This window comes from Aquitalea sp. FG25, from assembly GCF_057809375.1.
In genome coordinates, this window is sequence record NZ_JBMDJV010000048.1 from 1 (window position 1) to 14,894 (window position 14,894).

Annotated in this window: 13 protein-coding genes; 12 read left to right on the forward strand and 1 reads right to left on the reverse strand. The window is 58.0% G+C overall.

Annotated features, from left to right (window positions below; all coding sequences use genetic code 11):
- Positions 1 to 266: 266 nt before the first annotated feature.
- From ACODR9_RS23785 to cheD, 10 genes are all read left to right on the forward strand, one after another.
- Complete coding sequence (locus ACODR9_RS23785; protein ID WP_488813062.1) at positions 267 to 1,451, forward strand: sensor histidine kinase; 1,185 nt, start codon at positions 267 to 269, stop codon at positions 1,449 to 1,451.
- A complete protein-coding gene (locus tag ACODR9_RS23790) occupies positions 1,448 to 1,753 on the forward strand; it encodes an STAS domain-containing protein (RefSeq protein WP_488813064.1) in 306 nt (101 codons plus the stop codon). Before ACODR9_RS23785 ends, ACODR9_RS23790 begins: the two co-directional genes overlap by 4 nt.
- Positions 1,754 to 2,112: 359 nt before the next feature.
- Complete coding sequence (locus ACODR9_RS23795) at positions 2,113 to 3,111, forward strand: methyl-accepting chemotaxis protein (RefSeq protein WP_488813066.1); 999 nt, start codon at positions 2,113 to 2,115, stop codon at positions 3,109 to 3,111.
- A 29-nt stretch (positions 3,112 to 3,140) separates the two neighbouring features.
- Positions 3,141 to 3,506, forward strand: a complete 366-nt coding sequence (locus tag ACODR9_RS23800) for a response regulator (protein ID WP_159875316.1) — start codon at positions 3,141 to 3,143, stop codon at positions 3,504 to 3,506.
- A gap of 89 nt (positions 3,507 to 3,595) precedes the next feature.
- Positions 3,596 to 5,830, forward strand: coding sequence for a chemotaxis protein CheW (locus ACODR9_RS23805; RefSeq protein WP_488813068.1), 2,235 nt, complete (start codon positions 3,596 to 3,598; stop codon positions 5,828 to 5,830).
- A gap of 15 nt (positions 5,831 to 5,845) precedes the next feature.
- Complete coding sequence (locus ACODR9_RS23810) at positions 5,846 to 6,340, forward strand: chemotaxis protein CheW (protein WP_488813070.1); 495 nt, start codon at positions 5,846 to 5,848, stop codon at positions 6,338 to 6,340.
- A gap of 30 nt (positions 6,341 to 6,370) precedes the next feature.
- On the forward strand, positions 6,371 to 9,142 hold the full coding sequence (locus tag ACODR9_RS23815) for a methyl-accepting chemotaxis protein (RefSeq protein WP_488813072.1): 2,772 nt from the start codon (positions 6,371 to 6,373) through the stop codon (positions 9,140 to 9,142).
- Positions 9,143 to 9,160: 18 nt separating this feature from the next.
- Positions 9,161 to 10,003 carry a CheR family methyltransferase gene (locus tag ACODR9_RS23820; protein ID WP_488813074.1) on the forward strand — a complete coding sequence of 281 codons (843 nt, stop codon included), beginning with the start codon at positions 9,161 to 9,163 and terminating at the stop codon, positions 10,001 to 10,003.
- A 1-nt stretch (position 10,004) separates the two neighbouring features.
- Entirely contained in the window at positions 10,005 to 11,081 is a 1,077-nt protein-coding gene (locus ACODR9_RS23825) for a protein-glutamate methylesterase/protein-glutamine glutaminase (protein ID WP_488813076.1), read from the forward strand.
- On the forward strand, positions 11,078 to 11,683 hold the full coding sequence (gene cheD / locus ACODR9_RS23830) for a chemoreceptor glutamine deamidase CheD (protein ID WP_488813078.1): 606 nt from the start codon (positions 11,078 to 11,080) through the stop codon (positions 11,681 to 11,683). The genes ACODR9_RS23825 and cheD overlap by 4 nt, the downstream gene beginning before the upstream one ends.
- A 2-nt stretch (positions 11,684 to 11,685) precedes the next feature.
- Here the strand turns inward: cheD and fdxA are convergent, their stop codons facing one another.
- Positions 11,686 to 12,012: a ferredoxin FdxA gene (gene fdxA / locus ACODR9_RS23835; protein WP_488813080.1), complete on the reverse strand. Its 327-nt coding sequence runs from the start codon at positions 12,010 to 12,012 to the stop codon at positions 11,686 to 11,688.
- Positions 12,013 to 12,191: 179 nt separating this feature from the next.
- Between fdxA and gluQRS the strand changes: the two genes are divergently transcribed.
- Entirely contained in the window at positions 12,192 to 13,079 is an 888-nt protein-coding gene (gene gluQRS / locus ACODR9_RS23840) for a tRNA glutamyl-Q(34) synthetase GluQRS (RefSeq protein WP_488813082.1), read from the forward strand.
- 346 nt (positions 13,080 to 13,425) lie between these two features.
- Positions 13,426 to 14,754: an amino acid permease gene (locus ACODR9_RS23845; protein WP_488813084.1), complete on the forward strand. Its 1,329-nt coding sequence runs from the start codon at positions 13,426 to 13,428 to the stop codon at positions 14,752 to 14,754.
- Positions 14,755 to 14,894 lie beyond the last annotated feature (140 nt).

Here is a 14,894-nt window from a genome sequence, read left to right on the forward strand (position 1 = left end):
TTTCCAGCTTGTTGGTCCCCGCCAGTTTTGTTCTGGCATCGATTTTTTTAAGAAGCTCTGACACAGAAACCTCCGCAGCCTCGGTTCGTTGTTATGGCGTATTACTCCCGTTGTATACGCCAGTTATGCATTTTCCCAGCTTTCTTTAAAAACTGTCTTGGTTAAGATCAGACTTTAAGTTGGCTTGGCTCAGACTTAGTCATTATCATACTGTTTAAGTCCTTTTTACAAATAAGACGCAAAACATGGCCAAGACAGCATCAAATTTGAAAGACCAGGAGATGCTTGAGGCGGCGTTCGAGCAGTTCAATACAGTCTCCAGTCAGTTGATTGATGCTTATCGTCAGCTTGAAGTACAGGTCAATGTGCTAAATGCCCAGTTGGACGAGGCTAACAATCAATTGCGAAAGCAGCGTGACGAAAATGCCGAATTGGCCGAACGTCTAGGCATGCTGCTGGAGGCCTTGCCGGCCGGGGTTGTGCAATTGTCTGCCGATGGTGCTGTGGTGGCAGAAAATCCAGCTGCCCGTTTGCTGTTGCAGGGCGCGCATGGCGGGTTGAATTGGAATGGGGTGATGGCAGGCTGGTCGCATTCCGAGCTGGATGGAACCTACACCCTGCCGGGGCCGCAGGCAGAACGTCGGCTGGCCTTGCAGTATCAGGACTTGCCGGCTTCCGGGGGGCGCATTGTATTGCTGCATGATGTCAGCCGCCTGCATCATCTGACTGTTGAGCTGGCGCATCAGCAGAAGCTGGCGGCAATGGGCGGCATGGCAGCGTCGCTGGCCCATCAGCTGCGTACGCCGCTGGCAACGGCCATGCTATATACAGCCAATCTGAAGCAGGAAGGTTTGCGGCCGGAAGATCGGGCCAAATTTGTCGACAAGAGCCTGGCGCGCATGAAGGCGCTGGAGGGCTTGATTCAGAACATGCTGGGCTTTGTGCGTGGCCAAACCAGTGCGCTTGAAGTGCTGGACGTGGATGTGCTGGTGGAGGATGTTGCTGCGGTACTGATTCCACAATGCCATGAGCGCGGCATGATTTGGGATTGCAATAAGTTGCTCCCTTCTGCCATAACGGTAATGGGCGATCGCAAGGCTTTGCAGGGAGCCTTGGTTAATCTGCTGGAAAATGCCATGCACTTTTCGCCGGAAGGCGGACGGATTGGATTGCTGGTGAGCCTGCAGGGCGAACAGGTACATTTCCGCGTTGAAGATGATGGTGTTGGTTTGAATGGTGCAGATCCGGCTCGTTTGTTCGAGCCGTTTTTCACCACCCGGCCTGGTGGCACCGGCCTTGGGCTGTCGATTGTGAAGAAGGTGGCCGAGGAGCTGGCCGGTTCGGTGGTGGGTGGTGATCGCCCCGAAGGTGGTGCCTATTTTGAATTGAGTCTCCCCTGCCACGGGATGGGGGCTGTCGCTAAGCAAGATGAACAAGGGGGTAAGCAATGAAACCAGTTGTAAAAGTAGAAGGTCATGTCGGTACGCTGATGCTGGTGGGGCAGTTTGATTTCAATCTGCACAAGGATTTTCGACTCTCCAGTCAGGAGCTGCTGGAAAATCCGGCAGTGCAGGAGATCCAGGTTGACTTTGACCAGGTTCCTTTCCTGGACAGCTCGGCGCTGGGCATGCTGTTGCTGCTGAAGGAAAGGGCAACCAGCCAGAAGAAGGCGATGTCGCTGGTAAATTGCCGCGATACCGTATTGCAGGTGTTGGAGATTGCCTGCTTCAACAAGATGTTTACCATCAAATAAGCATTGCATGAGAAATGACGTAAGTGATCAGGCATCGGTGCGATCTGCCTTTCTTTAAATAATTATTTTAAGACTGCCACTTAAGCCATTTGCATGTTTTGCATCATTTCCTCCTTGATTTACCAGACGGATTGTCAGATGAAGAAGTTAGTACATTGTCAACATCTGGACAGGCCGGGGGGGACATGGGGTTTTCATATCGGCAACAACGGTTGGCAGGATGTGGTTTCTGCATTGTGTCGGGGTTGACATGGCTGGCGCTTGCCGGATGGGGCAGTGTGTATTGGCCTTTGGCCGTTGTGTTCAGTCTTGGCCAGCTATGCGTGGTTTATATCTTGTGGCTAGCAAAGGAGGATCGGGTGAGCGATCAGCAAGAGCCTGCTTCGGATCAGACCAGCGCTGTCACCGTGGTATCCCGCCCTGAGTGTGTTGACTTCATCCACGACCAGATTTCCCAGTCCAAGGATGAGGTTGCACGGGTGCAGACCCTGATTCAGGATGCGGTCCTGACTCTGGCCAACAGTTTTTCTGGCTTATCTCATGAGGCTGCTGCGCAGTTGCAACTGGCTGAATCACTGGCACGTGGCGAGCTTGGCATGGATGCGCATGCCATTTCATTTACCGGTTTTGTGGCCGAGATTGCCAATGCAATGGCCAATTTTGTCGACAAGACTGTCGAAAACAGCCGGCTGGCAATGTTGCTGGTTGAACAGATGGAGTCTATGGGGCGGGAGATGCAGGATGTGATCCGCCTGCTGGATGAGATTCATTCGATTACCAATCAAACCAATATGCTGGCGCTCAATGCCGCTATCGAAGCCGCCCGGGCGGGGGAGGTGGGGCGGGGTTTTGCCGTTGTCGCGGATGAAGTGCGGCATTTGTCGGCGCGGACTGGATCGTTCAGCGAGCAGATTCGTGATTTGATCAATCGGGTGAACGGTTCTGTTACCGATGCCGAAGGCTTGATCAATCAGTTGGCCTCACAGGACATGATGTTTACCTTGCAGGCCAAGCAGCGGCTGGATGAAACCTCGTCACGCATGCGCGACATGGATGCGCTGATGGCCGAGTCGGTGGCGCAGCTGCGCCATGGCGTGGGTCTGCTGTCCGATCACGTGGGGGATGCCGTGCGCTCATTGCAGTTTCAGGACATGGTGTCGCAGTTGATTGCCCATGTTGGCAAGCGTTTGTATGGCATAGAAGAAATGATGGAGCTAAGCCGCAGCCAGCCCCGGGAGCAGGAGCAAGCTCAGTGGGAGCAGCGTGTCTTCGCCCGCTTGTCCGCGTTGCGGGAAACCCTGTCCAGCAATCCCGTGGCGCAAGGCCATATGGAAAGCGGCAGCATTGATCTGTTTTGAGCGTGAACAAAAGTTAAAGTGGGAACAACATGCCAAAGAAAGTACTGACAGTTGATGATTCGGCATCCATCCGCCAGATGGTGACTTTTACCCTGAAAAGTGCAGGCTACGAAGTAGTGGAGGCGGTGGATGGCAATGGCGGGCTGGCGCGCGCTCAGGCAGACCGCTTCGACCTGATTCTTACCGATCAGAACATGCCGGGCATGGATGGGCTCAATCTCATTCGTGCCTTGCGCAAGCTACCACCTTACGGTGCCACCCCCATCCTGATGCTTACCACCGAATCGAGTGATCAGATGAAATCGCTTGGCCGTGCGGCCGGTGCAACCGGATGGCTGGTCAAGCCCTTCGATCCGCAAAAGCTGCTGGATGTGGTAAAGCGGCTGGTGGGCTGAATGATTGGCACTCATGTGCCGATTGCCGGCTGGAGTGCAGTCCGACACCAGGCCTGACCGCTCAGGCTTGTGAAGCAGGGGGAAGCATCGTGTCAATCGATATGTCGCAGTTTCATCAGGTGTTTTTTGATGAAACCGACGAGCATCTGGCCACCATGGAGTCTGTGTTGCTGGCAGTTGATCTTGCCTTGCCGGACAGCGAAGACCTCAATGCCATCTTTCGGGCTGCCCACTCCATCAAGGGGGGCGCCGCCACCTTTGGTTTTGCCGATCTGGCCGAACTGACCCACATTCTGGAAAACCTGCTGGACAAGGTGCGCAAGGGCAGCATGATGCTGACCAGCGAAATGGTGGATGCCTGCCTGCAATCCAAGGATGTGTTGTCCGGCATGCTGGCCGCGCATCGAGGCGCAACTGCGGTTGATCCTGGCAGTGTTGCCGATGTGGAGCGGCGGCTGGCCATGCTGGTGGATGGTGGCAACCAGCTCGCCGCTGACGCAGTGACAACGGCCATGGCAGCTAAACCGGCCGACCTGGTTTCCCGCCATACCCTGTATGTGGAACTGGACCACCTGCCCGGGGTGGATTACGAGGCATTGTTGCAGTCGCTGGCCGCACTGGGCGAGATGACGGTGCTCCAGTCAGGTAGCAGCGAGCAGTTACAGCCCTGGGTGCTGGTTTTCACTTCGACACTGCAGGCAGAGGAGCTAAGCGAATCGCTTGCCTTCTCCATTGCGCCCGCGCATTTCCACATCACGGTTGACCATGGGCAGCAGGATGAAGGGGACTTCGGTCTTTTTCTGTCATCCAGTCCGGAGGCGGAGGCAGGCAAGAGCGCCCAGGACGTTGTCTTTGAGGATGATGGTTTCGGCCTGTTTGCGCCGCTGGAAACCACGTCAACCGTAGCCGCCTCCCTCAGTGCAGACGAAGGCTTCGGCTTGTTCGAACCGTTGCCGGCAGCATCTGCTGCCGTTGAGATGCTGCATGAAGAAGAGGGCTTTGGCCTGTTTGCCCCGCTGCTATCCGAGCCAGCGCCATCGCAGCCTGATACGGCTGCCGTGCCAGTCGCGGCCAGCCAGCCCGCGTCCCCGCGCGCCGAGCGGGCTGCTCCTGCGGCGGAAAATTCCATCCGGGTAAATATCGACAAGGTTGATCTGCTGTTGAACCTGGTGGGTGAACTGGTGATTACGCAGTCCATGTTGGTGCAATCCAGTCAGTCGCTGGATGCGGTACAGAATGCCCGCCTGCTCAGCGGCATTACCGCCATGCAGCGCAATGCGCGCGAATTGCAGGAAGCGGTGATGTCCATTCGCATGACTCCCATCTCCTTTGTCTTCAATCGCTTTCCGCGCGTGGTACGCGACCTTGCCAGCAAACTGGGCAAGCAGATCGAACTGAAAATGGCGGGTGAGAATACCGAGCTGGACAAGGGCTTTATCGAAAAACTGGCCGACCCGCTGACCCACCTGGTGCGCAATAGCCTGGATCATGGCATCGAGTCGCCCGAAGTGCGGCAGGCTAAGGGCAAGTCGGCCGTGGGCCGCTTGACGCTGCGTGCCTTCCATCAGGGCGGCAGTATTGCGATTGAAGTGACGGATGACGGTGCCGGGCTTAACCGTGAGCGCATTCTTGCCAAGGCGCGCGAGCGTGGCATGCCGGTGCCGGACAGCCTGAGTGACAGTGAAGTGTGGGGCCTGATTTTTGAAGCCGGTTTTTCCACCGCTGCAGAAGTGACCGATGTTTCTGGCCGTGGGGTGGGGATGGATGTGGTCAAGCGCAATATCCAGAGCATGGGCGGGCGCATCGACATTGATTCCATGCAGGATTTTGGCACCACCATCAGCATCCGTCTGCCGCTGACCTTGGCCATCATGGATGGCATGTCAGTGGGAATCGGCACTGACATCTACGTTATCCCGCTCAGCTTTGTGCTGGAATCGCTGCAGCCGCAGGCGCAGGACCTGAAAACCGTGGTCGGCAAGGGACAGCTGGTGAATGTGCGTGGGCAGTATCTGCCCATTGTGTCGCTAGCCAGCTTTTTTGGCCGTACCGATGCGGCCAGCGTAGACCCGACCCGCGCCATTCTGGTGATTGTGGAAGCCGGCGGGCAGCAACTGGCCTTGCTGGTGGATGAGCTGATCGGCCAGCAGCAGTTTGTAGTCAAAAATCTGGAAACCAATTATCGCAAGGTCGAGGGTATTTCCGGCGCCACCATCATGGGCGATGGCCGTGTGGCGCTGATTCTGGATATCTCCGTGATTGCCCGCCACAAGCAGCGCCCGCCACCGGCAGCCATGCGTCAGGCGGTGGGTGATGTGGCCTAGAGGAAGGCAAAGCCGATGACAGAACAGCTGGAGTACCACCATGGGCAAAGCAAGGCAGTGCGCGAACTGCTGGTGTTTACCCTGGGGCAGGAGGAATACGGGATCGATATTCTCAAGGTACAGGAAATCCGTGGTTACGAGGCGGTAACGCGCATAGCCAATGCGCCAGCCTTTATCAAGGGCGTGGTCAATCTGCGTGGCAGCATCGTGCCGATTGTCGACATGCGCATCAAGTTTGGTTTGGGTGAACCGGTATACGACGCCTTTACCGTGGTGATCATCCTCAACATCTTCCAACGCACGGTGGGCATGGTGGTGGATGGCGTGTCGGATGTGATTCAGCTGGCCGAAGACGAGCTGCGCGACCCGCCGGAGTTCGGCTCCGTGGTGGAAACCACCTATATCGATGGGCTGGGAACCAAGGGTGAGCGCATGGTGATTATTGTGGATATTGAACGCTTGATGAGTAGTGCGGAGATGGCGCTGGTTGACGTGACGGACCGAGGCTGAGACCGACAGGGTGTCTGGGAGAGACGAAATATGAACAATCTGAAAGTAATACACCGTTTGCTGCTGGGTTTCGGCCTGCTGGTTGCTGTGATCATCGCTGCCATGGCGGTGGCCATTGCACAGATACACACTCTGCGTGATGACATTGACGAAATTGCCAACGTCCACGTCCCCAGGGCATCCGAGGCCAATAAGGTGGTGGACGATGTCAACCTCACGGCACGCGCCTCGCGCACCCTGCTGCTGTCCAAGGACCCCGCCGTGCTGGGGGATCAGTACAAGCAGATTGACGATGCACTGAGCCAGATCTCGGCGCAGATGAGTCGGCTTGCCAACGGCGTGCCGCCAGCAGGGCAGGCATTGTTCGACAAGGTAAAGGCGCAGGATGCTGGCTACCGTCAGCAGCTGCAGCATTTTCGTCAGCAAATGACTGCCGGGCAGGACGAGGACGCCAAGAATTACTTGTTGCAAACCTTGCGCCCCACCCAGATCGACTACATCAAGGCGATCAACAATTACGTGGATTTTGAGGAAGGACTGGCCAAGCAGGTAGCCGAAGGTACGCTGGCGCGCGCCAACAGTGCCGGCATCCTGCTCAATGGCTTGATGGCAGCATCGGTGCTGATTGCCATCCTTGCTGGCTGGCTGATCAGCCGCTCGCTGCTACGGCAGATTGGCGGCGAACCTGCAGATGCGGTCAAGCTGATGCAGGAGCTGGCTGCCGGGGAGGTCACCACCGAACTGAAAGTGGCGGCTAATGACAATAGCAGCCTGTTTGCCTATATGCGGCAGGCCGCAGACAAGGCGGTGGAAAACATTCGCGTGCGTAATGCCTTGGATAACGCCGCCACCAATATGATGATTGCCGATGCCGACTTCAATGTGGTGTATGCCAACCAGTCGGTCATTAATATGTTTTCTCAGGCAGAAAGCGATATTCGCCGCGACCTGCCGCAGTTTTCCGCCCGCAACCTGCTGGCCAGCAATATCGACCAGTTCCACCGCAATCCCGGCCATCAACGCGGCCTGATGCAACAATTGCGCAATCCGCACCATGGCACCATCCATGTCGGCGGTCGTACTTTCAACCTGATTCTCACCCCCATCAACGGTCGTAGTGGCAACCGTCTGGGCTACGGCGTGGAGTGGATAGACCGCACCGCCGAGCTGGCACAGCAGGCCGCCGAACAGCAGCGTATCGAGGAAGAACGCAAGATTGCTGCCGAAAACGCCCGCATTCGCAGTGCGCTGGACAACGTCACCACCAATGTGATGATTGCCGATAATGACCGCAACATCATCTACCTCAACCACAGCGTGATCGACATGCTGTCGGTAGCAGAAGCCGACCTGCGCAAGGCACTGCCCAATTTCAGCGCCCGTCATGTGTTGGGCAGCAATATGGACATATTCCACCGCAACCCGGCGCACCAGCGCGATCTGCTGGCCAATCTGCGTGCCACTTACAAGGCTGACATCGTTGTGGGCGGACGACATTTCTCGCTCACCGCCAATCCGGTATTCGGTGGCGAGGGCGAACGTCTGGGTACGGTGGTGGAGTGGAAAGACCGTACCAGTGAAGTGCTGATCGAGCAGGAAGTGGAAGCCATCGTCAATGCCGCTGCGCGTGGCGACTATGGCTCGCGGCTGGTGCTGGAGGGAAAAACCGGCTTCTTCCGCGTGCTGTCCGAGGGTGTGAACCAGCTGCTGGGCGTGACCAGCCAGGCGCTGGACGATATCGCCACGGTGCTGGGCGGGCTGGCCCAGGGCGACCTGACCCGCACCATCAAGAACGATTACGAAGGCATGCTGGGCCAGCTAAAAACAGATACCAACGCCACGGTGGAACGGCTGCGCAGCATTGTTGGCAACATCCAGGAAGCCACCGGTGCCATCAATACCGCAGCCCAGGAAATTGCGGCGGGCAATAGCAATCTGTCTGGCCGTACCGAGCAGCAGGCAGCCAGCCTGGAGGAAACCGCCTCCAGCATGGAGGAAATTACCAGCACCGTTCGGCAGAATGCTGAGAATTCCAAGAAAGCCAATACCCTGGCCATCGGGGCATCCGACATTGCCGCACGGGGTGGCCAAGTGGTGGGCAATGTGGTGTCCACCATGAACGAGATCAACGACAGTGCCAAGAAGATTGTCGACATCATCAGTGTGATTGATGGCATTGCCTTCCAGACCAATATCCTGGCACTCAATGCCGCCGTGGAAGCGGCCCGTGCCGGCGAGCAGGGCCGTGGTTTTGCCGTGGTGGCCAGCGAAGTACGCAATCTGGCCCAGCGTTCTGCCGCTGCGGCCAAGGAAATCAAGCTGCTGATCGGCAATTCGGTGAACAAGGTGGAATCCGGCAGCCGGCTGGTGGATGAGGCCGGGCGCACCATGGAAGAAATCGTCAGCTCCATCCGTCGGGTGGCCGACATCATGAGTGATATCTCGGCTGCTTCCATCGAACAAAGCTCCGGCATCGAGCAGGTCAATCTGGCGGTTACCCAGATGGATGAAAACACCCAGAAGAACGCCGCACTGGTCGAGGAAGCCGCTGCTGCGGCTGAATCGCTGGAAGAACAAGCGCGCCATCTGCTGGATGCGGTATCCATCTTCCGGCTGGACGCTGCCACGGCTCGCCAGACCACACCCCGCTTGTCGCATCGCGAGTCGGCACCGGCAGCGCGGCTGGCCAATCATAACGGGCAGCAGGTGAGGCCGGTGGCGGCGCACCTGCCGCTGAGTACCGAGCGTATCAAGACCTTGCCCGGCCCGTTAGCGCATGACGATGAGTGGGAAGAATTCTGATGGCTGCGGCCAGGCCCGATGAGCGCTGAACGCGATATCAAGTTCACGGCGGCAGATTTCCGCCGCCTGCGGCAGATGCTGTATCAGCGTGTGGGCATTGCGCTGAATGACAGCAAGAGCCATATGGCCTATTCACGGCTGGTAAAGCGCGTACGCCAGCTGGGAATGCGCCAGTTTTGCGATTATCTGGATTTGCTGGATAGTGCCGTGGATGAGCCGGAATGGCAGCACTTTGTCAACGCACTGACTACCAATCTGACGGCATTCTTCCGCGAACCCCACCATTTTGACCTGCTGCGGCTGCATGCCATGGAGCGCGCGGGGCTGGAGCGGGTGTACCGGGTGTGGAGTGCTGCGGTTTCCACCGGTGAAGAAGCCTATTCGATCGCCATGACCCTGCTGGCGCTGCCGCAGCTTAAGCTGCAGCGGCTGGAGCTGGTGGCCTCGGATATCGACACCCGGGTGCTCAGCCATGCTGCCGACGGCATTTACGATGCCGAACGGGCCAAGGCACTGGACGACATCCAGCTCAAGCGCTACTTCCTGCGTGGTGTCGGCCGCAATGCCGGCAAGGTGCGCATTCGCAGGGAAGTCCGCGAACAGCTGTCGTTCTACCAGTTCAATCTGGTTGCTGCCGAGTGGCCGGACATGGGGCGTTTTGACGTGATTTTCTGTCGCAATGTACTGATCTATTTCGATAAGCCTACCCAGGCGGCCATCCTGCAACATTTTGCCGCTTGCCTGCAGCCGGATGGCCTGCTGTTCCTGGGGCATTCCGAAAACATCCAGCACCTGAGCGATGCCTTCCAGTCCTGTGGCCGGACCGCTTATCGCCTGGTCAACCCTACGGTGCGAGGATGAAATGAACACGCGCAGCAGCCGTAAAATCAGAATCGTGGTGGTGGATGATTCGGCGCTGATTCGCAGCCTGCTGACCAGCATCATCAACGAAGCGCCGGATATGGAAGTGGTGGCCACCGCGTCCGATCCCATCGTTGCGCGCGAGCGCATTCGCGAAACCAACCCGGACATGATCACCCTGGATGTGGAAATGCCACGCATGGACGGGCTGGAATTTTTGCGCCGGCTGATGCGGCTACGTCCCATGCCGGTACTGATGATTTCCTCACTCACCCATAGCGGCTCGGAAACCACCCTGAGTGCGCTGGAACTGGGCGCGGTGGATTTTCTGCCCAAGCCGACACTGGATGTCAGCAATACCATGCAGTCCTACGCCGACGATATCCGCGACAAGATCCGCATGGTGGCGGCCGCCCGTCTGCGCCGTCCGTCCCTGTTTGCTACGCTCGGGCAGGCACCGCCACGGCTAGCCCCCCTCCAGCTGCGGCAGAATGCCATCATCGCCGTGGGCGCTTCCACCGGTGGCACCGATGCCATCAAGGAATTTCTCGACAAGCTGCCGGCCAATTGTCCACCGGTGCTGATTGTGCAGCACATGCCGGAAGGCTTCACCCTGTCCTTTGCCAAACGGCTGGACAAGCTGTGTGCCATGCATGTAAAGGAGGCCGAAGATGGCGAACCGCTGCTGCGTGGCACCGCCTATATTGCCCCCGGGCACTCCCATATGCGGCTGGGAAAGGGAACGCAGGGCTTTGTCATCTGCCTGGATCAGGGCCCGCCAGTCAATCGCCATCGTCCTGCGGTGGATGTGATGTTTGCGTCGGTAGCCAGCCTGGCTGCAGCGCAGACGGTGGCCGTCATCCTTACCGGCATGGGCAAGGATGGCGCGCAAGGCATGCTGCAATTGCGCCAGGGCGGAGCCATTACCTTTGCCCAGGACGAAGCCAGCTGCGTGGTGTACGGCATGCCGCGTGAAGCGGTGGCGCAGGGCGGCGTGATGCATGTGCATCCCTTATCCCAGTTGGCCGACAAGGTGATGGACTGCCTGCGTCTGCCACACGGGAAGGAGGGCGTGTGACGTATACCGATCAGCCCACTGAACGCCGCTATTTTGACCGCCAGTTTCAGATAGATGCCGTCAAGATTCTGCCGGGCGAATATTTCGCCACCCGCCAGCCGCTGATGCTGACCACCTTGCTGGGTTCTTGCGTGGCCGCCTGCCTGATCGACCGCGCGGCCGGTGTGCACGGCATGAACCATTTTCTACTGCCACAGGGTAGCGACTGGCATAGCCAGACCGGTGTACCGGCTCGCTTTGGCGTGAATGCCATGGAACTGCTGATTACCGACATGCAGAAACTGGGTGCCCAGCGTCAGCGGCTGGAAGCCAAGGTGTTTGGCGCTGGCAATGTGCTGGATGGCATGTCGGTGGTGAACATCGGCGAGCAGAACAGTGAATTCATCCGTGCCTATCTCAAGAGCGAAGGCATTCCCCTGCTGGCCGAGGACTTGCTGGGCAGCTTTGCCCGCAAGGTGTTTTTCTTTCCGGGCGATGGCAAGGTGATGGTGCGCAAGCTCAAGAACAGCCGCACCCTGGCCTCCAAAGAAGCGGCCTACCGCCAGCGGCTGGACCGGCAAACCACCTCCCAGCCTGGTGGCGATATCGACCTCTTCATCTAGCCTCAGTCCCGTTGCAAGTGTGGCAGCTTGTCTGTCACTTCCGCCCAGTCGGCGTGGTCGGGCAGCGGGGGCTTGCTGGCGGTAATGGATGGCCAGCGCTGTGACAGCTCAGCATTCAGCTGGATATACACGCGCTGTTCAGCCGGTACGTCATCTTCGGCATAAATGGCGGAGACCGGGCATTCGGCCACGCATAGCGTGCAGTCTATGCACTCGACCGGATCGATGGCGAGAAAGTTGGGGCCCTCATGAAAGCAATCCACCGGGCAGACATCCACGCAATCGGTGTATTTGCATTTGACGCAGGCATCGGTTACAACGTAGGCCACTTTGCTTTCCTCCTGAAATGGCCGGGCCCGCTGCTGCCACACGCTGTACGGTGGCGGCAAGCAAGCCGGGCAGGGACAGAACGGACAGGAATAATTCCGAGTGATTCTCTCGGGTATTATTCACCAAATACCGCAGCGCTGCTCCCCCCATTGTCATATTGATTGCCAGAACTGTTGCCATGCCTGTCATTCCCTATCGTGGTCGCTTTGCCCCCAGCCCCACCGGCCTGTTGCATGCCGGTTCCCTGATGACTGCCGTCGGCAGCTATCTGGAAGCCCGTTGCCGGGGCGGTGAGTGGTGGGTGCGTATGGAAGATCTGGACCCGCCGCGTGAAATGCCCGGGGCGGCAGACGACATTCTGCGTACGCTGGAAGCCTTTGGTTTCGAGTGGGATGGTGAGGTGGTGTACCAAAGCCAGCGCCACCATCTGTATCAGGCAGCCTTACAACAGTTGATTGCCAGCGGTCATGTCTACCCCTGCAGCTGCTCGCGCAAGGAAATCACCAGCGTGGCCCGGCGTGGGGTGGATGGCTATGTCTATCCCGGCTGGTGTCGGGGCGGCTGTCGCAGTCAGCGTGACAGCCATGCCTGGCGCTTGCGGGTGGATGACACCCCGGTGGCTTTTGTCGACCGGCTGCAAGGGCCATACCAGCAAAACCTGGCCCGTGACATTGGCGACTTTGTCCTGCTGCGCGCCGATGGTTTCTGGGCCTACCAGTTGGCCGTGGTGGTGGACGATGCCGAGCAGGGGATGAGCGATATCGTGCGCGGTGCCGACCTGCTGGTGTCCACGCCACGGCAGATCCATGTGCAGCGCAGCCTGGGCCTGCCCACCCCCGGCTACTGCCATTTACCCCTGCTGGTGAATGCCGCCGGAGAAAAACTCTCCAAGCAAACCCTGGCACCGGCAATTGACCGGGCTGCCGTCTCCCGCGAACTACGGCAGGCGTTGTGCCGACTGGGGCATGTGCCGCCGGCCGCATGCCAGAGTGCCGCCGAGCTGTGGCAGTGGGCCAGGGCCAACTGGTCGCTGGCGACTGTGCCGGTAGGCCCCTGCCAGCTGTAAAGCGCTCTGCACCATTGTTTTCCTGCTGCTTGCCCGGCCCGTGCCGGGCATTGTCTTTTCTACTGCTGTCAATTTGCTAATTCGCTGTCCTGTTAATCAGCATTTTTTGTGATTTAACACATGGTACTTCGCTGGCAAAGCACCTAAACCATAGAGATGACCTGGCTGATCTGGGTCTGCTGCCGCACTGCTGCCAACGATAGCGCGTGCATGTTCAAAACCGCGACATGGAATTACATATGCGTAAATAACATATTTACAAAATAATTAAATACTAATATTGTGAAGCTCATACAGAACACGTTCTTTAACAGCTTCGATTTTCGGCCTCGATGGAGACAAGACCATGAGCGAGACCAATGTAAAAAAAGCGGCCCTGGGCGTGTGGATGTGTACCGCCCTGGTAGTGGGCAATATGATCGGTTCCGGTGTATTCCTGCTTCCCGCTTCTCTGGCCCCCTACGGGGGGATGTCCCTGATCGGCTGGGCAATAACCTCAGCTGGTGCCATTTGCCTGGCGCTGGTGTTTGCCCGGCTTTCCGCCATGATTCCCAAAGAGGGTGGCCCTTACGCTTATATCCATGCCGGCTTTGGCGACTTTGCCGGTTTCTGGATTGCCTGGGGTTACTGGATCGCCTTGTGGGCAGGCAATGCCGCCCTGGCGGTGGCTGCCACCAGCTATATGCAGGTGTTTTTCCCGCAACTGGGGCATGACAACCTGCTGGCCGGTGCGTTTGCCATCGCCCTGATCTGGACCGTCACCTGGATTAACAGCCGGGGCGCACGCAGCTCCGGCCTGGTGGCGGTGGTGACTACCGTACTCAAACTGGTGCCACTGGCAGCCGTCACCTTTATTGGCTTCTTCTACCTGAACCCGGACAACCTGGTGTTCAACCCGCATGGCAAGCCTTTGTTAAGTTCGGTTTCCGCCACCATGGCGCTCACCTTGTGGGCGTTTCTGGGGCTGGAATCCGCCTCGGTCCCCGCCGGTGATGTAGACAACCCCAGCAAGACCATTCCGCGTGCCACTGTCATCGGCACCTTGCTGGCCACCGTGCTGTACATCCTGTCCACGGTGTCGCTGATGGGGGTGATGTCACCGGCCATGCTGGCCAACTCGCAAGCCCCGTTTGCTGATGCCGCCCGCCTGATGTGGGGCGACTGGGCCTACTGGGTGGTGGGGCTGGGCGCGGTGGTGTCCTGCTTTGGCGCGCTCAATGGCTGGAGCCTGATGCAAGCCCACGTACCCCATGCCGCCGCCAGGGACAAGTTGTTCCCACGGCGCTTTGGCCAGACCAGCCCCAACGGGGTGCCACTGTTTGGTTTGTTGCTGTCCAGTGGCCTGGTGACCGTGCTGTTGGCGATGAAATATGCAGGCGGAGAGGGCGGGGTGAAGATTTTTGAATTCATCATCCTGCTGGCTACCGCCACCACCTTGCTGCCCTATGCCTTTTGCTCGATGGCGCTGCTGGCCATCATGTTGATGAACAAGGGCAAATACACCCGGCGTGATTTCACCGCGCCACTGATCTTTTCCACCACGGGCTTTCTGTACGCGGTATGGGCACTGTTCGGTGCCGGTGCCGAGATTGTGATGTGGGGGATTTTGCTGCTGATGCTGGGTTTGCCTGTGTATGTCTGGCAAATCAAAGAACGTTACGAGACCGAAAACTGAAGCCAGCCTTTTGCTGTTCACTCCTTTGCTCAGGCCAGGGAGTGTACGGAAACAGGTTTATGCCATTACTGATTGAAAGGATTTCATCATGACCAACAAATTTGGTGTGCATTCCGAATGCGGCAAGCTGCGCAGCGTGA

Excerpts from the sequence above, each read along its gene's own strand:
- ACODR9_RS23790 (WP_488813064.1), top strand. The coding sequence starts at position 1,448 with ATGAAACCAGTTGTAAAAGTAGAAGGTCATGTCGGTACGCTGATGCTG.
- ACODR9_RS23800 (WP_159875316.1), top strand. The coding sequence starts at position 3,141 with ATGCCAAAGAAAGTACTGACAGTTGATGATTCGGCATCCATCCGCCAG.
- ACODR9_RS23810 (WP_488813070.1), top strand. The coding sequence starts at position 5,846 with ATGACAGAACAGCTGGAGTACCACCATGGGCAAAGCAAGGCAGTGCGC.
- ACODR9_RS23815 (WP_488813072.1), top strand. The coding sequence starts at position 6,371 with ATGAACAATCTGAAAGTAATACACCGTTTGCTGCTGGGTTTCGGCCTG.
- ACODR9_RS23820 (WP_488813074.1), top strand. The coding sequence starts at position 9,161 with ATGAGCGCTGAACGCGATATCAAGTTCACGGCGGCAGATTTCCGCCGC.
- ACODR9_RS23825 (WP_488813076.1), top strand. The coding sequence starts at position 10,005 with ATGAACACGCGCAGCAGCCGTAAAATCAGAATCGTGGTGGTGGATGAT.
- gluQRS (WP_488813082.1), top strand. The coding sequence starts at position 12,192 with ATGCCTGTCATTCCCTATCGTGGTCGCTTTGCCCCCAGCCCCACCGGC.
- ACODR9_RS23845 (WP_488813084.1), top strand. The coding sequence starts at position 13,426 with ATGAGCGAGACCAATGTAAAAAAAGCGGCCCTGGGCGTGTGGATGTGT.